The organism is Mesorhizobium sp. B2-8-5, assembly GCF_006440675.2.
Lineage (GTDB): Bacteria > Pseudomonadota > Alphaproteobacteria > Rhizobiales > Rhizobiaceae > Mesorhizobium.
On sequence record NZ_CP083951.1, the window covers coordinates 5,820,144 to 5,841,000 of the forward strand.

A 20,857-nucleotide genomic window follows, 5' to 3' on the forward strand; every position below is an offset into this window, starting at 1 on the left:
GTTTCTCGCTCGGAGGAGGGTTTGAGATGAGCCAGTCGCCCTACCCCGCCGTCCTGTCCGGACCGCCCCGTCCAAGCCTGATCCTGAGGCCCGGCCAGATCGCGCTGCCGCCGGGGATGGAACGCTATACCGTGCAGGGCAACGGCGCGGTGCTGATCGACGTCGAGGCCGGCGACAGCGTCAGCGTGACCAATGTCGAGGGTGGGCAGCCCTGCGAGCTTCTGGCCTGGGATACATCCGGCACGACCGATCCCGGCATTTTCGGAGAACGGTCGAACAGCAATGCAGCCGGCATCAAGGCGCTGCTCGCCGAGGGCGACGACAGCCTTTCGGCGCTGCGCCTCAGCCTCGAGCGTCGCAAGGTAGAGCTCGACCAGCCAAAGGCCGTGCGCGTGTTCGGCGGCGCCACGCCAGCCGGCACCGAGCAGAGCTTTTCCGTCCAGCGCGACGGCGCGCTGCTGATCGCGGCGCCGGGCGGGCCGATGGTGGTCGACGGCCACAACACGGCGACGCCGCTCACCGTCATGATGCGCCGCGCCACGATCCGGCTGAAGACAAGGTCGCAGCTTCCCGATCCGCTCGCCGATCCGGTGCTCGATCTCAGAGTGCATTCGGCGACCGCCGAATCCTATTTCGTCAAGGCCGGCGACTATCTGCAGATCATCGATGTCGATGGCCGGCAATGCACCGACTTCCAGTGTTTTTCGGCGCGCAAGCTGGACAAGGGCCGCGACCTGCCGCTCGACGTCACGACGACCCGCACGCTCATGGGCTCGGCCTATCCGATGCCCGGCCTGCATTCGAAATATTACGACCAGGACATGGAGCCGCTGGTCGAGGTGGTGCAGGACACATGCGGGCGGCACGACGCTTTCGCGCTCGCCTGCGCCGCCAAATATTACGACGATATCGGCTATCCCGGCCACACCAACTGCTCTGAGAATTTCAACAAGGCGCTGTCGGACAAAGGCGTGACGCCCCGCGCGGGCTGGATGGCGATCAACTTCTTCTTCAACACGGCGATCGACGCGCATGGCGTGATGGTGTCGGACGAGCCGTGGTCGCGGCCGGGCGACTACGTGCTGCTCAGGGCGCTCACCGACATCGTCTGCGTGTCCTCGGCCTGCCCGGACGACACCACGCCCGCCAATGGCTGGGACCTGACCGACATCCATGTGCGGACCTATTCCGGCCAGCACAAATTCTCGCGAGCGATCGCCAGACGCATGAAGCCCGACTCGGAACCGAAAATGACCCGCGAGACAGCCTTTCATTCGAGCTTTGCCAAGCACACGCGCGACTTCGTCGAATACCGGGGTTATTGGCTTGCCAATTCCTTCGCCAAGGAGGGTCCGATCGCCGAATACTGGGCCTGCCGGCAGGCGGCCGTGATCATGGACCTGTCGCCGCTGCGCAAGTTCGAGGTCACCGGGCCGGATGCCGAAGCGCTGCTGCAATACACGCTGACGCGCGACGTCAAGAAGCTCGGCGTCGGCCAGGTCGTCTATACGGCGATGTGCTACGAGCATGGCGGCATGATCGACGATGGCACGCTGCTTCGCCTCGGCAAGGACAATTTCCGCTGGGTCGGCGGCGACGATCTTTCCGGCGAATGGCTGCGCGAGACGGCGAAAAAACTCGGCCTCAACGTGCTGGTGCGCTCCTCCACCGACCAGATGCACAACATCGCCGTGCAGGGACCGAAGAGCCGCGACATATTGAAGGAAGTCGTCTGGACCTCGCCGGTTCAGCCCTCGATCGGCGAGCTCGAATGGTTCCGCTTCGCGGTCGCGCGCATCGGCGGCGGCAACGGCATTCCGGTCGTGGTCTCGCGCACCGGCTATACGGGCGAGCTCGGCTACGAGATCTGGTGCCATCCGCGCGACGCCGAAAAGGTCTTCGACGCCGTCTGGGAAGCCGGGCAGCCGCACGGGCTGAAGCCGATGGGCCTGCAGGCGCTTGACATGGTGCGCATCGAGGCCGGGCTGATCTTCGCCGATTACGAATTTTCCGACCAGACCGATCCGTTCGAGGCAGGCATCGGCTTCACCGTGCCGCTCAAGACCAAGGCCGACGACTTCATCGGCCGCGACGCGCTGATTCGGCGCAAGGAGCACCCGCAGCACAAGCTCGTCGGGCTCGACGTCGACGCCAACGTCCCGGTCGGCCATGGCGACTGCGTCCATGTCGGCCGCGCCCAGATCGGCGTCGTCACCTCCGGCATGCGTTCGCCGGTTCTCGGCAAGACCATCGCGCTGGCTCGGCTCGACGTCACCCACGCGGAGATCGGCACGGAGGTCGAGATCGGCAAGCTCGACGGCCATGCCAAGCGGCTGCCGGCGCGTGTCGTGGCCTTCGCCCACTACGATCCGCAGAAGACCAAACCGCGTTCCTAAAAGCTGGGTTTCTGAAAGCCTCCCAAGGCGGATCCGACCCTCGCCGGCCGCCACCGGCGGCGGTCGGGTCAATGTTTCGCAAGCGTGATGTGCATGACATTCACAAAACGCTTGACGCGAAAGCGCGCCGGATCAATCTTCACTCTTAAGAAAAAAATACGACTGAGTGGAAACACGACGGGTCGACGCTGATTTGCCGGGGAGCAAGCTTCGCGAGAGCCGAAGCGTCGCTGGCGGGGAACAACAAAAAGGGGAAGACACAAGATATGAGCACGATAAGCACGGCCCTCGAGCAGCCTGCCGAAAGCAAGCTGCTCAGGCATATCGACTGGCGTGGCGCCTTCTGGGTGGCAAGCGGCGTTCCAGCGCTGGTCCTGTTCTCGATCGGCGGCATTGCCGGGACGACCGGAAAGCTCGCCTTCCTGATCTGGACAGTGTCCATGATCATGGGTTTCCTGCAATCCTTCACCTATGCCGAGATCGCCGGCCTGTTTCCGAACAAGTCGGGCGGAGCCTCGATCTACGGCGCTACCGCCTGGTTGCGCTACTCGAAATTCATCGCGCCGCTGTCGGTGTGGTGCAACTGGTTCGCCTGGACGCCGGTGCTGTCGCTCGGCTGTTCGATCGCGGCCGCCTATATCCTCAATGCACTGGCACCGGTGCCGATCTTCACCGACACCTCGCCGGAAGTGATCGCCTATATCGCCGCGCATGCCGGAACCGCACCCGCCGACGCGATCGCCGCGGCCACGGCCGCCGCGACACCGGCGATCCGCACATGGTCGCTGTGGGGCCACACGCTCGGCCCGGTGTCGTTCACCTTCAACGCCACCTTCTTCATCGGCGCGGTGTTGATGCTGATCATCTTTTCGATCCAGCATCGCGGCATCCTCGGCACGGCCAGTGTGCAGAAATATATCGGCCTGCTCGTCATCATCCCGATGCTGATCGTCGGCGTCGTGCCAATTTTCACCGGCCAGATCGACTGGGCGAATTTCTCGCCGCTGGTGCCGCTGGCCGCCGCTTATGCGCCAGATCCCGGCTCGTGGAACATTGCCGGCTGGACGCTGGCGCTCGGCGGAATGTTCATCGCCGCATGGTCGACCTACGGCTTCGAAACCGCGGTCTGCTACACGTCGGAATTCAAGAACCCCGGCACCGATACCTTCAAGGCGATCTTCTACTCCGGCCTGCTCTGCATGCTCTTGTTCATCCTGGTACCCTTTACCTTCCAGGGCGTGCTGGGCTTGAACGGCATGCTGGCGACGCCGATCGTCGACGGCTCGGGCGTCGCCGACGCGCTGGCCGGCATGGTCGGCGGCGGCAAGCTGATCCACAGCCTGCTGGTGATGCTGATGATCCTGGCGCTGGTGCTGTGCATCATGACGGCGATGGCCGGCTCTTCGCGCACGCTCTACCAGGGCTCGGTCGACGGCTGGCTGCCGCGCTATCTCAGCCATGTCAACGAGCATGGCGCGCCGACGCGGGCCATGTGGACCGACCTCTGCTTCAACCTGATCGTGCTGGCCATCGCCTCGGCCGACGCGACGAGCTTCTTCTTCATCCTCGCCGTGTCGAATTGCGGCTACATCATCTTCAACTTCCTCAACCTCAATGCCGGCTGGATCCACCGCATCGACAACGGCCATATCAATCGGCCGTGGAAGGCGCCGACCTGGCTGCTCGGCATCGGCGCGATCTTCGCCTATGTCAACGCGATCTTCATGGGCGCCGGCGCCAAGGTGTGGAACCCGATGGCGCTGTGGGCCGGCCTGATCACGGCGGCGCTGATCATCCCGGTGTTCTGCTTCCGTCACTACATCCAGGACAAGGGCAAGTTCCCCGATCACATGCTGGCCGACCTCGGCATGGCGGGCGCCGACCTCTCGGTCAAGAAAGCGGGCATGCTGCCTTACCTGACGCTGATCGCCGGCGTGGCGGTGATGCTGATCGCCAACTGGGTGTTCGTCATCTAACATGGCAATTGAAAGAGACGGGCGCGCCTCGGCGCGCCCGTCTCATTTCATTTGGCGCCAGTAAGCGAAGACTGACCGGCGCACGGCGTCGTCAAGACGTGGTTGCCCGTACATGCAGATCATCCGCCACCGTCCGATGACGATGGCGGATGATTCCAGGTTGCCACCTTATTCCGCGGCCAGGGCCAGTTGCGGTCTTTCAATGCCTTCGATCTTCTCCGGCTCGGGCGCCTGCTCGTCGGTCTTGGCCTTTTTCGGCGCGCGGCCGAAGAACAGGGCGTAGCCGGCAGGCAGCACCAGGATGGTGAGCACGGTGGCGACCAGGATGCCGCCCATCATGGCGTAGGCGAGCGGCCCCCAGAAGACGGCGCGCGAGATCGGGATCAGCGCCAGCACGGCGGTCAGCGCCGTCAGCATGATCGGCCGGAAGCGTCGCACGGCAGCACCCACGATCGCTTCCGATCGCTCCATGCCGGCCGCGATATCCTGGTCGATCTGGTCGACCAGGATGATCGAGTTGCGCATGATGATGCCGAGCAGCGCGATGACGCCGAGGATGGCGACGAAGCCGAACGGCGCGCCGCTGATCAGCAGCGCCGCGGCGGCGCCGATGATGCCCAGCGGGCCAGTGGCCAGCACCAGCATCGACTTGCCGAAATGCTGCAGCTGGACCATCAGGAGCACGACGATGATGGCGAGCATGATCGGCGCCTTGGCGGCGATCGAGGCCTGGCTCTCGGCCGAATCCTCGGCGCCGCCCTGGATTTCGACCTTGTAGCCGGGCGCAAGGCCGGCGCGCAGGTCCTTCATGTCGTTGTACATCTTGGTGACGACGTCGTTCGACTGCACGCCGTCCGGCAGCGTGGCGCGCACGCTGATCGTCGGCAAGCGGTCGCGCCGCCATTCGATGCCCTGCTCCATGACGGGCACGACCTTGGCCACTTGCGACAACGGCACCGAGCCGCCGAAGTCGGTCGGGATATAGACGGAGTCGACCGAGGACAACAGCTTGCGGGTGGCGTCCGGCTCGCGGGCGACGATCGAGACCGTCTCCTCGCCGTCGCGGAAGTCGTCGAGCGGCGCGCCGGACATGGTGGCCTGCAGCATCTGGCGGATGCGCTGCGAGGTGACGCCAAGGGCGCGAGCGCGATCCTGGTCGATCACCAGCTTCATCGCCGGCACCGGTTCCAGCCAGTCGTCATGGATGGCGCCGAGCAGCGGATTGGCCTGGAACTTCGCCTTCACCTCGTCGGCGATGCGGCGCACTTCCTTGCGGTCCGGACCCATGACGCGCATCTGCACCGGCCAGCCCGTCGGCGGACCGAGGAAGAGACGGTCGACCTTGCCGCGGATCGAGGGGAAATCCTGCGCCAGGATCTTGCGCATCTTGACGATCAGCCGCTCGCGCGCCGGCTCGTCCTTGGCCATCACCAGGAGCTGGGCGAAGTTCGGATTGCGGAGCTGCTGGTCGAGCGGCAGGAAGAAGCGGGGCGCCCCTTCGCCGATATAGGTGGCGATGAAGCGCTTGTCCGGATCGTCCGCCATTTTGCCTTCAAACGACTTGGCCTGGTTTTCGACTTCCTTGATCGAGGTGCCTTCCGGCAGCCACAGGTCGACCAGGATTTCCGGGCGCGAGGATTGCGGGAAGAAGTTCTGCGGGATGAATTGGAAGGCCCAGAGGCTGGTGGCGAAGGTGACCAGCGTCATCACCAGAACGATGATGCGGTGGCGCACGGCCCAGGCGACGGTCGCGCGCAGGCGGCGGTAGAAGCCGGTATCGAAGACATCATGATGGGTGCCGGCATGCTTGCGCTGCTTGAGGATCATGTAGCCCAGCCACGGCGTGAAATAGACCGCGACGAACCACGACACGACGAGCGCGATGCCGACGACATAGAACAGCGTGCGCACATATTCGCCGGCGGTCGAGGCGGCGAAGCCGACCGGGATGAAGCCGGCCGTGGTGATCAGCGTGCCGGTCAGCATCGGGAAAGCGGTCGAGGTGTAGGCGAAGCTTGCCGCCTCGACCTTTACCAGCCCTTCCTCGAGCTTTCGCTCCATCATCTCGACGACGATCATGGCGTCGTCGACCAAAAGACCGAGCGCAATGATGAGCGCGCCGAGCGAGATGCGCTGCAGGTCGATGCCGATCTCGTACATGATGGCGAAGGTGGCGGCCAAGACGAGCGGGATGGCGATGGCTATCACCAGGCCCGAGCGCCAACCGATCGACAGCAGCGAGACTGCAAGGACGATGAGCAGCGCCTCGCCGAGCGCCTCCATGAACTCGCTCACCGCGTCCTTGACGACCTGGGGCTGGTCGGAGATCTGGTCGACCGACACGCCGTAGGGCAGCCCTGCCTCGAAGCGCTGATAGGTCGCCTCGACATCCTTGCCGACGTCCCTGACGTTAAAACCCTTGGCCATGACGACGCCGAGCTGGACGCTCTCATGGCCGTTGAAGAGGTATTTGTTGTCGTAAGGATCCTGAAGGCCGGAAGAGACCGTGGCGATGTCGCCGAGGCGCGTCACCTGGCTGCCGGAGCGTAGCCTCAGCTCTCGGATATCGGCAGCCTTGGTGACGTCGCCCTCGACCGAGATGCGCACCGAGCGCAGGCCGGTGTCGACGGAGCCCGCCGGATCGACGGCGTTCTGCCCTTTTACGGCGTTCTGCAGGTCGACAATGGTCAGGCCGCGCTCGGCCAGCGCCTTGGACGAGACGTCGATATAGATCTTCTCCGGCTGGTCGCCGATGATGACGGCCTTTTCGACGCCAGGCGTCGTCAACAGCATGTCGCGCGCCTGGATGGCGAATTTCTTCAGCTCCGGATAGGTGAAGCCGTCGCCGCTGATCGAATGCAGCGTGATGAAAGTGTCGCCGAACTCGTCGTTGAAATAGGGGCCGAGCAGGCCCTGCGGCAATTCATTGGCGATGTCGCCGACCTTCTTGCGCACCTGGTAGAAGGCATCTTTCACGTCCTCGGCATTGGTGTCGCCCTTGACCTGCAAGGTGATGATGGCGCTGCCGGCGCGGGTGTAGGAGCGGACGAAATCGAGATGCGGCGTTTCCTGCAGCTTGCGCTCGATCTTGTTGACGACCTGGTCCTCCATGTCCTGGATCGAGGCTCCGGGCCACACCGCCTGCACCACCATGACGCGGAAGGTGAAATCCGGGTCTTCCTTCTGGCCCATGCGCATCAGGCCGAGCGCGCCGGCCAGGATGATCAGCCCGAACAGGAAGCGGGCGATGCTCGGATGTCCGATCGCCCAGCGCGAAAGGTTGAAGGGCCGCTTTTCAGTGCTGCTGTCGGTGGTGGTCATGGCACACGTCCAGTCCAATTGATCGGCAAGGCACGCTCGCTTGGCATGCCGCTTCTAAGTTCGGTGGCTTCCGGGCGGCGAGACCCCTCAAGCGGAGAGAGACTCGCAAATCGCGCTGGACGCGGCACTGCTGCGGGGGAGCCAACATGCCGGCATCTCACGATCGGGCGTTCGCCGCCCGGAACCCATGCCCTCCCCGGCTCGCGGCTTGACGCAGCGAGAGCGGGAAAGGCGTCTGTTGCGCCTGACTTCAGGTCTTAGTTCGATGCTTGTCGTTGTCCCAAAACCGCTTCGCACTTTTGGGCGACAAGCATCAGTGCAGGCTGCTGGTGGTCGTGACGTCATCCGCCGAGGCGGATTGCTGGGCGTCACCGGAAAGCTTGACCTTCAGGTTTTCGGTCATGAACTGGGTGCCGGCCGCGACCACCACGTCGCCCTGTTTCAGGCCGTCGGCCACGGCGACGCCGTCGGCGGTGAAGTTGGCGACCTTGATCGGACGGGGATGCACCGTGTCGGAGGCGCGATCGACCGTCCAGACGATCTGCTTGCCGTCCTTCTCGGTCATCGCGGTCAGCGGGATCGATACCAGTTGCGCCTTGCTGCCGACGGTCGCCTGGACATTGGCGGTCATGCCGAGCAGCACGCGCGGATCGTTGGGGAGCGAAACCCGGACGGCGAAGGTGCGCGACTGCGGATCGGCGCTGCCGGCGACCTCGCGGACCTTGCCGTCAAGGGTGAGCCCTTCGTCCGACCAGAAGTTCGCCTTGACCTCCTTGCCGGGCTTGAAGCCTGCGATATCCATCTCCGGCACCGCGATCGACACTTCCTTCTCGCCGTCGACCGCGACGGTCATCACCGGCGTGCCGGCGGCGACCACCTGGCCGACATCGGCGGAGATGGCGGTGACGATGCCGTTCTTGCTGGCCTTGAGATCGGCATACTGGACCTGGTTCTGCGCCTGGGCTAGCGTCGAGCGCGCGGCATCGCGCGTCGCCACCGCCTGGTCGTAGGTCAGCCGCGCCTGATCGAGCTGCGATTTCGGCGCGAAGTTCTTGGCATAGAGCTGTTCGGCGCGCTTCCTGGCGAGGTCGACGGTCTCGACCTGGCGCTCGGCAGCGTCGAGGCTGGCAGCAGCGCTCTTCACCGACAATTCGTAATCGGCTGGATCGACGCGGGCGAGCACGTCGCCCTCATTCACATGCTGGCCGATATCGACCAGACGCTCGGTGACCTTGCCGGCGATGCGGAAGCCGAGATTCATCTCGGTGCGGGCGCGCACCGAACCGGAATAATCAAGCTGACGGGTGGTCTGCGCCTCGCCGATCTCGACCACCTTCACCGGCCGGACGACTTCCTGGACGACCTCGGCCTTCTCCTGGCTGCAGCCGGCGAGGCTGAGCACTGCTGCGACGATGGCGGCGGTTGGGAGGCCGGCGGCCGGCAGCATTCGGAGGATGAAACTGGGGACGATGGAACTGGACAATGACACCTTAGCACTCCCGAACTGGAGATGATCGTCTGCCGGCACTCGGCGGACAGCTTCTATTTCAAGGCCCTGATGGCGTAGTCGATAAGTTCGTCGGGCATCGCCCGATTGGTCTTGGCAAGGCACTGCGCCACCATCTGCGGATGGCAGAGAATGACTGTGGCGGCGCCGAAACAGCGCGAAGCCGTCTCGGGATCCTGCTCCCTGAACTCGCCGGCCTCGATGCCCTCGCGGATCACCTCGGCGTAGAGGTCGTGGATGCTGTTGACATGCTTGTCGATGACGCCCCAATCGCGCTCCAGCGCGACGATCACCATCTCATGCACCTTCTCCTGGTCGAGCATGACCTCCAGCGTCATCTTGTACTGGGCATGGATGTAGCGGCGCAGGCGCTCCTCGGCGCTGATCGGCAGGTGCATGATCTCGTAGGCCATCTTGTAGCTGGCGCCGAGCATGCGGCCGCAGACGGCCTGGTGGATTTCGACCTTGGAGGCAAAGAAGCGGTAGATGTTGGCCGGCGACATGCCGAGTTCGCGGGCGATGTCGGCGACGTTGGTCTTGCCGTAGCCGTAGTGGCGGAACAGGCGCTCGGCGCAGTCGAGAATGCGCGTCACATTCTCCTGTCTGGCGGGGTCTGCCACGATGTTGGCGGCTTCTGACATGACGCTTTCGTTTTACGAGTGACGAATTTCAATTTTCGTCAGTCGTAAAACGAAAGCAGCGGAGAGTCAACGCGAAATCGACGTACGCGTATAATTTGGTGACAGATGGTGACAGTTACGAGGTCTGCGGTGTGATGAGAAAGAGATTATTCTTAAGCGCAGCGATCCTTCGCACCCCCCTCTGTCCTGCCGGACATCTCCCCCGCAAGGGGGGAGATGGGCAGCTTCAGCGACGGCGCTTCACCTTGCGACTTTGGCGGTTGGCGAAAGCGGTGACGAGATTGATCTCCCTCCTTGCGGGGGAGATGGCCGGCAGGCCAGAGGGGGGTGGGCGGGAACTCGGCATCGCCCATTTGAGGCTCATGTCCCCTTCGCCATTTCCCTCAACCTGAACTTCTGGATCTTGCCCGTCGACGTCTTCGGGATTTCGGCAAACACCACTGTCTTCGGCACCTTGAAGCGCGCCAGCAGACCTCGGCAATGTTCGATGATCTCGGCCTCGGTCGCGGCCTTGCCCGGCTTCAGTTCGACATAGGCGACCGGCACCTCGCCCCATTTCTCGTCGGCGCGGGCAACCACACCGCAGGAAGCGACCGACGGGTGCTTATAGAGCGCGTCCTCGACTTCGATGGAAGAGATGTTCTCGCCGCCCGAGATGATGATGTCCTTGGAGCGGTCCTTGAGCTGGACGTAGCCGTCGGGATGCATGACGCCGAGATCGCCGGAGTGGAACCAGCCGCCGGCGAAGGCCTCGTCGGTCGCCTTCCTGTTCTTCAGGTAGCCCTTCATGACGATGTTGCCGCGGAACATGACCTCGCCGATGGTCTCGCCATCGGCCGGCGTCTCCACCATGGTCTGCGGGTTCATCACCGTAAGCCCCTCGAGCGAGGCGTAGCGGACGCCCTGGCGCGCTTTCTTTGCCGTCCTCGGTCCCTTCTCCAGCGCGTCCCACTCATTGTGCCATTCGTTGACGACGGCAGGACCGTAGGTCTCGGTCAGGCCATAGAGATGAGTGACGGCGAAGCCCGCGTCGGCCATGCCGGAGAGCACGGCCTCCGGCGGCGGCGCCGCGGCCGTGTTGAAGGTGACGGTCTGCGCGAACTGTCGCTTGTCCTCGTCCTTCGCGTTGATCAGCACCGACATGACGATCGGCGCGCCGCACAGATGCGCGACGCCATGGTCGGCGATGGCGTCATACATCGGCTTTGCCCGCACCCAGCGCAGGCAGACATGGGTGCCGGCCTGCACGGCTAAAGTCCAGGGGAAGCACCAGCCGTTGCAGTGGAACATCGGCAGCGTCCACAGATAGACCGCGTGCTTGGCCATGCCGGCATGGATGGTGTTGGTGTAGGCCATCAGCGCCGCGCCGCGGTGGTGGTAGACGACGCCCTTCGGGTTGCCCGTCGTGCCGGAAGTGTAGTTGAGCGAGATGGCGTCCCACTCGTCATCGGGCATCGACCAGGCGAAAGCCTCGTCGCCGCCGGCGACGAACTCTTCATAATCGGCCGAGCCGATGCGCTCTCCTTTCGGATAGGGCGCGGCGGCCGCATAGTCAGGATCGTCATAGTCGATGACCAACGGCTTCACCTTGGCCAAGGCCAGCGCTTCCCTGACGACGCCCGAGAACTCGCGGTCGACGATCAGCACCTTGCTGTCGGCATGGTCGAGCTGGAAAGCGATAACGGCGGCGTCGAGGCGGGTGTTCAGCGAATGCAGCACCGCCTTGGTCATCGGCACGCCGAAATGCGCTTCCAGCATCGGCGGCGTGTTGGACAGCATCACCGTCACCGTATCGCCCTTGCCGATGCCGTGCTTCGACAGCGCCGAGGCGAGCTTCAGCGAGCGGCGCCAGAAATCGCGATAGGTGATGCGCTGGTTGCCATAGATGATGGCGACATGGTCGGGATAGGTCTTGGCCGCGCGCTCGAGATAGGTGAGCGGCGTCAGCGGCTGGTGGTTGGCGGCGTTCCTGTCGAGATCCTGTTCGTAGGGATTGGCCATCCCGTTCTCCCCAAAGTTCTTTTCGAACCTTCTAACCTTAGGCCCCTCGTCACGCTATCCCCCTTCCTCGGCTGAAAATGCTATGCTGCGCCGGCTTGGTGGAATGGCGATCCGGATGATGCCCCGCCGTGAGGCGATCGCAGCTCACGCAGGCAAATTTGACTTTTGTCGAGAGCCGTGACTAATGTCAGCCGAGGAGGCGGCATGGCGATCAGACCGGCAGAACAGATCATCCACAAGGCCGCCTGGCTTTACTATGCCCACGGCCTTCGTCAGGACGAAGTGGCGAGCCAGCTCAACATTTCACGCGCTTCGGTCGCCATGTATCTGCGCAAGGCGCGCGAGACCGGCATCGTCAACATCTCGACCTCGACGCAGCTCTTCACTGACGACGTCACGGCGCGCCGGCTTGAAGACGCCTTCGATCTCGACGCCGTCTGGATCGCGCCGGAAAATGCCTATCTCGCGGATCCCTCGGCCGATATCGCCGTGCTGGCGGCGAGCGTCTTTCTCGAGTTGGTGAAGAAAGGCGACCGTATCGGCGTCGCCTGGGGCCGCACCGTCTACACCATCGCCGACATCATGTCCTATGCCGACCTGCAGGACGTCACCGTGGTGCAGCTCTGCGGCAATCTCGGCGCGCCCTATTCCTACCGGCCCGACCAATGCACGATGGAGATCGCGCGGCGGCTGAACGCCAAAGGCCTCAATTTCTATGCGCCGCTGGTGCTCTCCACCGAGGAACTGGCGCAAGGCCTGCGCGCCGAGCCGGTGATCCGCGACCAGCTTGCCGGCATTGCCGATTGCGACCTCGCGCTTTATTCCGTCGGCGCTGTCGACGCCGACAGCCATCTGGTGAAATGCGGCGCATTGTCCGCAGGCGAGATGGAAGCGCTGCGCAGCCAAGGGGCTGCCGGCGTTATCGCCGGGCAGATCATCGACGCCAAGGGCGAGGTGCTCGACTGCAGCTACAACCGGCGCGTCATTTCCGCCGAACTCGCCTCGCTGCGCGCGATCGAGAAGCGGCTGATGGTGGTGCAGGAAGACACCAAATTCGAGCCGCTGCTTGCGGCCGTCGCCGGCGGGCTCTGCACGCATCTGGTGATCGGCGCGCACATGGCCGAGCGCCTGCTCAATCACGCGGGCGAAGCCGGCAAAAAGGCATCCTAGAAAAACCACCCTCGCCGCTTCTGTCATCAAGACGTCGCGGCTTTCTGTTCATGAGCAAAAAAGACGGAACCGGACGGAACGACATGCAGAACCTTTGGAATGACGCCGACGCGGAAAAGATGGTTGCCGACTATGCCAAGAAGGGCGTCGCCCGCGACCTTGCGCTGTGCGTCTACACGACCCGCCTGCTTGGCGGCGAACCGCGGCTGGTGCTGCATGGCGGCGGCAACACCTCCTGCAAGACCAAGGCCACCGATCTCGTCGGCGACGAATGGGACGTGCTCTGCGTCAAGGGCAGCGGCTGGGACATGGCCGTCATCGAGCCGCAAGGCCTGCCGGCGGTGAAGATGGGCGCGCTGCTCAAGGCGCGCTCCCTGGACCAGCTCGCCGACGAGGACATGGTGGCGCTGCAGCGCTCCAACCTCATCGACCCCGCCTCTCCGAACCCATCGGTCGAAACGCTGCTGCACGCCTTCCTGCCGCACAAATTCGTCGACCACACGCATTCCACGGCGATCCTCGCCATCGTCGACCAGGAAGACAGCAAGCCGCTGATCGAGACCGTGTTCGGCGACAGACTAGGTTACGTGCCCTACATCAAGCCGGGCTTCGACCTCGCCAAGGTCGCAGCGGAGGTGTTCGACGCCGACCCGAACGTCGAGGGCCTGATCCTCGACAAGCATGGCATCTTCACTTTCGGCGATGATGCCAGGCAGGCCTATGACCGCATGATCCACTATGTGACTATGGCCGAGGATTATGTCGCCAGGAACGGCAAGCCGCAGGCGGTCAAGGCGGCGCTGCCGGCAAAGCTCGCCCGGCCGAGCGACATCGCGCCGATGCTGCGCGGCGCAGTCGCGGTGGCGCGCGGCGAAGGCCGCTTCGACCGCATGATCAGCGACTTCCGCACCTCGGATGCCATCGTCGATTTCATCAATTCGGCCAAGATCGCCGACTATGCCGGCCGCGGCGTGTCGACGCCCGATCTGTCGATCCGCATCAAGACCGGACCGATGGCGGTGCCGGCTCCCGATGCCGGCAAGCTTGGCGATTACAAGGGCGAGGTGCGCAGCCATGTCGAGGTCTTCGTCAAGGACTACACCGCCTATTTCGAGACCAATGACGCGCTGGACGACGTCAAGCGCACCATGCTCGACCCGATGCCGCGCCTGACGCTGGTGCCGGGGCTGGGCATGTTCGGCCATGGCCGCACGCTGAAGGACGCGAAGATCGCCTCCGATGTCGGCGAGATGTGGATCGAGGCGGTGCGCGGCGCTGAGGCCGTCGGCAATTTCCATCCGCTGTCCAAGGCCGACCTCTTTCCGCTCGAATACTGGTCGCTGGAGCAGGCCAAGCTCGCCTCGAACAAGCCGAAGCCGCTGACCGGCCAGGTCGTGCTGATCACCGGCGGCGCCGGCGCCATCGGCGCTGCTACGGCAAAACTATTCGCGGCCAACGGCGCGCATGCGGTGATCGTCGACCTCGATCCGGCCAAGGCGGCGGACGCGGCGAAGGCGGCCGGTAACAATTCGATCGGCGTCGGTGCCGACATCACCAATCCAGCCGAGATGCGCGCCGCCTTCGACAAGGCGGTCGCCGTCTATGGCGGCGTCGACATCCTGGTCTCGAATGCGGGCGCGGCCTGGGAAGGCCGCATCGGCGAGCTCGACGACGCCACTTTGCGCAAGAGTTTTGAGCTCAACTTCTTCGCCCACCAGTCGGCGGCGCAGAATGCGGTGCGCATCATGCTGGAACAGGGCACCGGTGGCGTGCTTTTGTTCAACACATCCAAGCAGGCGATCAACCCCGGCCCGAAATTCGGCGCCTACGGCATCCCGAAGGCGGCGACCTTGTTCCTGTCGCGGCAATATGCGCTTGACTACGGCGCCTATGGCATCCGCTCAAATGCGGTCAACGCCGACCGCATCCGCTCCGGGCTTTTGACCGACACGATGATCGCCAGCCGGTCCGGCGCGCGCGGCGTGTCGGAAAAGGAATACATGTCCGGCAATCTGCTCGGACAGGAAGTGACCGCCGACGACGTGGCACAGGCATTCCTGCACCAGGCGCTGGCCGAACGCACCACAGCGGATGTGACGACGGTGGACGGCGGCAACATCGCGGCGGCGTTGCGCTGACGAAGTAAAGACACGACCTTGGAGCGGTTCATCGTTTCATAAACGGATGAACCGCTCCTCGTCTTGACACGGTTCCGAACGGAAGGCCTTTCGCGCTTCTGCTGAAAAACTGCTTCAACCGGTCAAAGTCCCACTCCAATCCTTCGGTTACTACTCGGACGGTTGAAGGGGGATATCTGGTGTTTCGCGTGCGAGTTCCAACCCCGATCATTGGTGGAGTTGTCGATGCCCGCGAAAAGACTGCGTATAGGTGTGCTGTTCGGCGGTCGATCCGCCGAGCATGAGGTGTCGCTGCTTTCGGCGGCCAACGTCATGCAGGCGCTGGATGCGGCGAAATACGACGTCGTGCCGATCTTCGTCACGCGCGACGGCCAATGGCTGCTCAGCCGTTTCGTGGACGGCGCGCTGGCGACGCCGTCGGTTGGCATACAGCTGTGCCTGGTGCCGGGTGGGCAAGGGCGGATTCTGGCGATCCCTGCCAGCGGCGCACCCCATGACCTGCCCGTCATCGATATCCTGTTTCCAGTGTTGCACGGTCTGCATGGCGAGGACGGCGCGGTGCAGGGATTGGCCGAAGTGGCGCGCGTGCCGCTCGCCGGCTGCGGTATTCTGGGCTCGGCCACGGCCCTCGACAAGGACGTCGCCAAGCGGCTGCTGAAGGCGGCGGGACTGCCGGTCGCGCGCTCGGTGACGATCGATGAGGGTCGGCTGCCTTCGCTTGCCGAACTGGAAGACAAGCTCGGCTTGCCGCTGTTCATCAAGCCGGCGCGGCAGGGCTCGTCGGTCGGCGTTGCGAAGGTCAATGGCAGTCAGGAGTTCGAGCGCGCGCTGGCGGAAGCCTTCCAGCACGATCGCAAGCTCCTGGCTGAGGAATTCGTTCGTGGCCGCGAAATCGAATTCAGCGTGCTGGAGAGCCCCACGGGCGAACTCTTCGTCTCGCGGCCGGGCGAGATCGTGCCCGCGGAAAGTCACGGCTTCTACAACTACAACGCCAAATATATCGACGAGAATGGCGCGGCCCTGATCGTGCCGGCCGAGCTGCCGTTGGAAGTCGAGAATGCCATGCGCGATATGGCCGCCAGGGCGTTCAGCGCGCTCGGCTGCGACGGGATGGCCCGCGTCGATTTCTTCCTGATGCCGGACACGAATTTCCTGATCAACGAGCTCAACACCATTCCGGGCTTCACCAATATCAGCATGTACGCCAAGGCGATGGCGGCGAGTGGCGTCAGCTATCCGGAGGTTATCGAGCGCCTGGTGGCGCACGGGCTGGCGCGCGCCGGCCGTTGAGGCAAAAGGTTTGAGAAACTGGACGCAGGAGCGACTAGTTCCCCGACACAGGGATTGGAAAGGTTGCCGCTTGTCTTGATACAAGATTTTCCGTTCATTTGCGTGAAATCAGCGCAAACGCCGGGGATTGATCGAAGCCGCCCCCCAACCTCGTCATTCTATGGCGGAGCAAGGAGCGAAGCGACGCGGCGCAGACCCTAGAATGACGATCGCGATGGGCGTTTAGGCCAATCTCCAACGCATGCCACCTGCCAACGCAAACAGAGCCGGCCGGTCAAAATCCCTGTGCTGGGGCGACTAAATTAGCCCGTCACCGTGGCCGGCCGCATCACTCCGGCAGGCCAGCCGCGCGGAAGCCATCCTCGAAATGCTTGAGTGTCGCGTCGTCCCGGAACGGTTCCGTCTCGACCCAGCGGCGGGTGGAAAAATGTGGATTGCCGACAAGGAACAGCGCAACCTCTGTGCGTGCCTCGTCGAGGCGGCCGAGCTGCGCCAGGCTTGCAGCCAGGAAGCGGCGTGAGCTAGTGCGGTAGGTCTCGTCGCGGCGCAGCGTCTCGACGGCGGCTTCATAGTCGCTGGCCGCATATTGCGCCTGGCCGAGCGTCAGATAATACCAGCTCGGCGGAAAGGGGTTGAGCCGGAACGCCTTGCGAATGTGCTCGAGTCCCTCCTCGATCCTGCCGGCCAGAACCACGATGTCGGACAATGTCGCCCAGATATCGGCCTCGTTCGGGTCGAGCTCGATTGCCTTGGCGAATTCCGCATCGGATTGCTCGAAATCGCGTTCATAGGCAAGAAGGTTCGCCAGAACCCAGCGGCAACCGGCGTCGTTGGGATCGATCGCCACGGCCTTGCGCGCCAGTTCCAGGGACGTGCTGCGGGCAGGCTCGAACGGCTCCCCCCAATGCACCCATCGCATCCAGTGGTTCATCGCAAGCCAGCGATAGGCTTCGGCGTAGTCCGGGTCGAGCGAAACCGCGCGCGTCAGCATCAGATGCGCTTCGCGCGCCATCTGCGGCGACTCGTCGAACAGTTTTCGCGCGCGCACGACGAGATCATAGGCCTCGAGGTTCTTCGGCCGGTTGCGCGCCGGCGGCGCGCGCAATCGACCGAGCAGCGCCTCGACGATCTTGGCCGTCGCCTCGTCCTGAACGGCGAAGATGTCTTCCAGGCCGCGATCGAAGCGCTCGGCCCACAGATGCTCGCCGCTCAGCGCTTCGATCAGCTGGGCGTTGATGCGCACGCGTCCCGCGGCCCGTCTTGCGCTGCCTTCCAGCAGATAGCGCACGCCAAGCTCCCCGGCGATGGCGCGCACGTCCATGGCCTTGCCCTTGTAGGCAAACACCGAGTTGCGCGCGATGACGAAGAGGCCCGGGATCCGCGAGAGATCGGTGATCAAGTCTTCGGTCAGGCCATCGGCGAAAGAGTCCTGCTCGGGATCGTTGCTCAGATTGATGAAGGGCAGCACGGCGATCGACGGTTTGTCGGGCAGCGGCAAGGGTTTGCGCGTCGCGTCGGGCTGTTCGACCGCACCGATGAAACGATAGCCGACACGCGGCACCGTGGCGATCCACTCGCCACCACCGGTCGCCGGACCGAGCAGCTTCCTGAGCTGCGCGATCTGCACGGTGAGATTGCCTTCCTCGACTGCGGTGCCCGGCCACGCCGCGTCCATCAACTCGGCCTTGGCGAGGATTTCGCCCGGACGCGCAACGAGCGCTTCCAGCAACTTCAGCCCACGGTGACCGGCGGCAACGGGGACGTCGCCCCGGAGCAGCGTTCCCGCGCCAGGATCAAACACGAACGGTCCAAAAGCAAAGCGCGATCCCTGCATGCGGCGATCTATAGCCGATTTGGAAGTTTTGAGAACTATTTGGGAGGGCTTAATTACGCCGCCGGCCACCTGCGGCACACTGCAATCTCAATCAGGTCGAGGGCCTTCAAACTCTCTGCCGCATGGAGGTTGCCATGAACGATACCTTCGCGCCTTGCGCATCTCTGGCGGCGCGCCCAGCCGAGATGAAGGGCCGCCGGCGCTATAGCCTCTCAGCCCTGCGCAGCCTCCTCGCCGAGCGCCGCAAGCAGGCCTATTTCCGCTTCGGGCTCAAGCGCATGGCGACGGACAATCCGCATCTGATCGACGATATCGGACTGACGAAAGAGGAGGTCGAGGCGGAGATCGCCAAATTGCCCTTCTGGCAGCGGTGAGGCCGGAACGGCCTGAGCAGAAACAAAAGAGAGCGGCCCGTTGGACCGCTCTCTTCGTTTTCCGGCTGCCCGGACCTTACTTGGCGTTCGGGTTCGGCATCCAGGCGGGCATCGCGACATCGGCATGGGCGAACTGCGGCAGCTTGGCCGACAGGTCTTCCATGTTCTTGATGTCCTTGTCGATCAGCTCCTTCTGGGTGATCAGCGTCGGCGGCACGATGACGTTGTGGCCGGGATCCTCGCCGGCGAGAAGCTGCGCCAGCGCGCGCACCGAGACCTGGCCGACGACGGCCGGGTTGGTGGCGGCGGTGGCCGCCCAGGCGCTGTCCGGCTCGCGCATCGCGGCGATATCCGAGGTCGAGATATCGGCCGAATAGATCTTGATGCCCTTGTTCAGGCCGGCCTCGTCGACGGCGATCTTCACGCCCTTGGCGAACTCGTCATAGGGCGCGAACATCACCTTGATGTCGGGATGCGCCTGCAGCACCGAGCGCGCCTGGTTGGCGACCGAGTTGGCGATCGGGTTGTCGAGCGTGCCGAACTGGGCGACCTCGCTGATGCCCGAATATTTCTTCTTCACGTCCACCCAGGTCTCGTTGCGGCGGTCGAGCGGCGCGATGCCGGCGACATAGACATAGCCGGCCTTCCAGCTCTCGCCATTGTCCTTCACCGCCTGCTCGAGCGCGAGCTTGGCGAGATCCTTGTCCGACTGCTCGATCTGCGGGATCTTCGGGTTCTCGACATTGACGTCGAAGGCGACGACCTTGATGCCGGCATCGACCGCGCGCTGGGCGGCGTCCTTCATCGATTCCGTCAGGCCGTGCTGGATGATGATGCCTTGCACGCCGAGCGCGATCGCCTGGTCGACCATATCGGCCTGGAGTGCGGCATCCTGGCGGCTGTCCAGCACGCGCAGATCGACGCCGAGCGCCTTGGCCTGCGCCTCGACGCCCGAGAGATAGGCCTGGAAGAAGTCGCCGGTCGACAGATAGCGCACCAGCGCGATCTTGACGCCGGGCTTGTCGAACGGCGCCGGCTTGTCCGCCGCCAATGCCGTGCCCTGCATCAGCAGCGCCGCGCCGGCAAGGCCGAGTGCTGCCTTCCCCAAAAGTCTTCTTGTGATGCTCACTTCGTTTTCCTCCGTTTTGTCTCAATGCCCCGGTCGAAACTATCTCTTGCCCCTGCCGGAAAGGGCGAAGGTGAAGACAAGGGCGACGACAAGCACCGCGCCCTTGACGAAATCCTGCGTGTAGTAGGGGGCGTTCATCATCGTCAGGCCTTGCAGCAAGACGCCGACGAACACCGCGCCTACGGCCGTGCCGAAGGCGTTGGGCTTGGCGGCGCCGAGCACCGCGTAGCCGATGAGCGCCGCGGCGACAGCGTCGAGCAAGAGATTATTACCCGAGGCGATGTCGCCGCGTCCAAGCCGGGCGGCGAGCAAAATCCCGCCGATCGAGGCAAAAACTCCCGAAATCACATAGGCCCAGATTTTGTATGCCTTGACAGGCGCGCCGGCGAGTTCGGCAGCCCGCTCGTTGCTGCCGACGGCATACATCATGCGGCCGAAGCGCGTGTATTCGAGGAAGAACCAGATCAGCGCCGCGAGCACGACGAGCACCACCACCGAAACCGGGATCAGGTTCGGGATGAAGAAATCGATGCGGTGGCGGCCGAGCGCCAGGAAGGCTTCCGAGAACTTGCCGTTGGCGACCGAGCCGTCGGGCATGGTCATGCCGGTGGCGATCGAGCGGCCTTCCGTCGGGATGCGCTGCAGGCCGAGCAGCAGGAACATCATGCCGAGCGTGGCGAGCAGGTCGGGCACGCGCATATAGACGATCAGCCAGCCGTTGATCAGGCCGACGATGACGCCGATGACAAGGCAGGCGATGACGGCGACGATCGCGTTCTGCTCCAGCACGACCATGGCGTAGGAAGCCGCCATCATGGCGCTGGTGGCGACGGAGCCGATCGACAGGTCGAAGCCGCCGACGACCAGCGTCGCGGTGACGCCGAGCGCCAGCACGCCGGTGATGGCCACCGACTGGAAGATGAAGACGGCGCTTTGCGGCGAAGCAAAACCATCGGCGGCGACCGCGAAATAGGCGATCAACCCGACCAACAGGACGATGAAGCCGTAGCGGATGGCGTAGTCGCGCAACATCACTCAGCGCCCCGCCGCGCGGCTGTCCGACAAAAGCTCATTCCAACT

13 protein-coding genes are annotated in these 20,857 nt (G+C 64.0%); 6 read left to right on the forward strand and 7 right to left on the reverse strand.

Going from position 1 to position 20,857, the window contains the following annotated elements; translation table 11 throughout:
• The first annotated feature begins 26 nt into the window (after positions 1 to 26).
• A complete protein-coding gene (locus FJ430_RS28810) occupies positions 27 to 2,396 on the forward strand; it encodes a DUF1989 domain-containing protein (protein WP_140705093.1) in 2,370 nt (789 codons plus the stop codon).
• Between the two features lie 266 nt (positions 2,397 to 2,662).
• Positions 2,663 to 4,372: an APC family permease gene (locus FJ430_RS28815; RefSeq protein WP_140645133.1), complete on the forward strand. Its 1,710-nt coding sequence runs from the start codon at positions 2,663 to 2,665 to the stop codon at positions 4,370 to 4,372.
• A 168-nt stretch (positions 4,373 to 4,540) separates the two neighbouring features.
• Here FJ430_RS28815 and FJ430_RS28820 read toward each other — a convergent pair whose 3' ends face one another.
• The 4 genes from FJ430_RS28820 to FJ430_RS28835 all read right to left on the reverse strand — a co-directional run bounded on the left by FJ430_RS28820 (position 4,541) and on the right by FJ430_RS28835 (position 11,842).
• A complete protein-coding gene (locus tag FJ430_RS28820; RefSeq protein WP_140705091.1) occupies positions 4,541 to 7,693 on the reverse strand; it encodes an efflux RND transporter permease subunit in 3,153 nt (1,050 codons plus the stop codon).
• Between the two features lie 313 nt (positions 7,694 to 8,006).
• Positions 8,007 to 9,140, reverse strand: a complete 1,134-nt coding sequence (locus FJ430_RS28825) for an efflux RND transporter periplasmic adaptor subunit (RefSeq protein WP_140705510.1) — start codon at positions 9,138 to 9,140, stop codon at positions 8,007 to 8,009.
• Between the two features lie 95 nt (positions 9,141 to 9,235).
• The gene (locus FJ430_RS28830) at positions 9,236 to 9,841 is read right to left on the reverse strand and encodes a TetR family transcriptional regulator (RefSeq protein WP_140645136.1); all 606 of its coding nucleotides are present in this window, start codon (positions 9,839 to 9,841) and stop codon (positions 9,236 to 9,238) included.
• Positions 9,842 to 10,201: 360 nt separating this feature from the next.
• A complete protein-coding gene (locus FJ430_RS28835; protein WP_226891944.1) occupies positions 10,202 to 11,842 on the reverse strand; it encodes an acyl-CoA synthetase in 1,641 nt (546 codons plus the stop codon).
• Between the two features lie 204 nt (positions 11,843 to 12,046).
• Between FJ430_RS28835 and FJ430_RS28840 the strand changes: the two genes are divergently transcribed.
• The 3 genes from FJ430_RS28840 to FJ430_RS28850 all read left to right on the forward strand — a co-directional run bounded on the left by FJ430_RS28840 (position 12,047) and on the right by FJ430_RS28850 (position 16,440).
• Positions 12,047 to 13,012: a sugar-binding transcriptional regulator gene (locus FJ430_RS28840; RefSeq protein ID WP_140705089.1), complete on the forward strand. Its 966-nt coding sequence runs from the start codon at positions 12,047 to 12,049 to the stop codon at positions 13,010 to 13,012.
• 83 nt (positions 13,013 to 13,095) lie between these two features.
• Entirely contained in the window at positions 13,096 to 15,150 is a 2,055-nt protein-coding gene (locus FJ430_RS28845; RefSeq protein ID WP_140705087.1) for a bifunctional aldolase/short-chain dehydrogenase, read from the forward strand.
• Between the two features lie 225 nt (positions 15,151 to 15,375).
• A complete protein-coding gene (locus FJ430_RS28850) occupies positions 15,376 to 16,440 on the forward strand; it encodes a D-alanine--D-alanine ligase family protein (RefSeq protein WP_140705085.1) in 1,065 nt (354 codons plus the stop codon).
• A 328-nt stretch (positions 16,441 to 16,768) separates the two neighbouring features.
• Here FJ430_RS28850 and FJ430_RS28855 read toward each other — a convergent pair whose 3' ends face one another.
• On the reverse strand, positions 16,769 to 18,274 hold the full coding sequence (locus FJ430_RS28855; protein ID WP_140705083.1) for a winged helix-turn-helix domain-containing tetratricopeptide repeat protein: 1,506 nt from the start codon (positions 18,272 to 18,274) through the stop codon (positions 16,769 to 16,771).
• A 134-nt stretch (positions 18,275 to 18,408) separates the two neighbouring features.
• Between FJ430_RS28855 and FJ430_RS28860 the strand changes: the two genes are divergently transcribed.
• Positions 18,409 to 18,648 (forward strand): DUF1127 domain-containing protein, encoded by a 240-nt coding sequence (locus tag FJ430_RS28860; RefSeq protein ID WP_140705081.1) that lies wholly within the window; start codon positions 18,409 to 18,411, stop codon positions 18,646 to 18,648.
• A gap of 76 nt (positions 18,649 to 18,724) precedes the next feature.
• On the opposite strand, the gene FJ430_RS28865 is transcribed toward FJ430_RS28860, so the two are convergent.
• Both FJ430_RS28865 and FJ430_RS28870 read right to left on the reverse strand, forming a co-directional pair.
• Positions 18,725 to 19,777 (reverse strand): substrate-binding domain-containing protein, encoded by a 1,053-nt coding sequence (locus FJ430_RS28865; RefSeq protein WP_140705080.1) that lies wholly within the window; start codon positions 19,775 to 19,777, stop codon positions 18,725 to 18,727.
• A gap of 39 nt (positions 19,778 to 19,816) precedes the next feature.
• The gene (locus FJ430_RS28870; RefSeq protein WP_140646854.1) at positions 19,817 to 20,812 is read right to left on the reverse strand and encodes an ABC transporter permease; all 996 of its coding nucleotides are present in this window, start codon (positions 20,810 to 20,812) and stop codon (positions 19,817 to 19,819) included.
• Positions 20,813 to 20,857 lie beyond the last annotated feature (45 nt).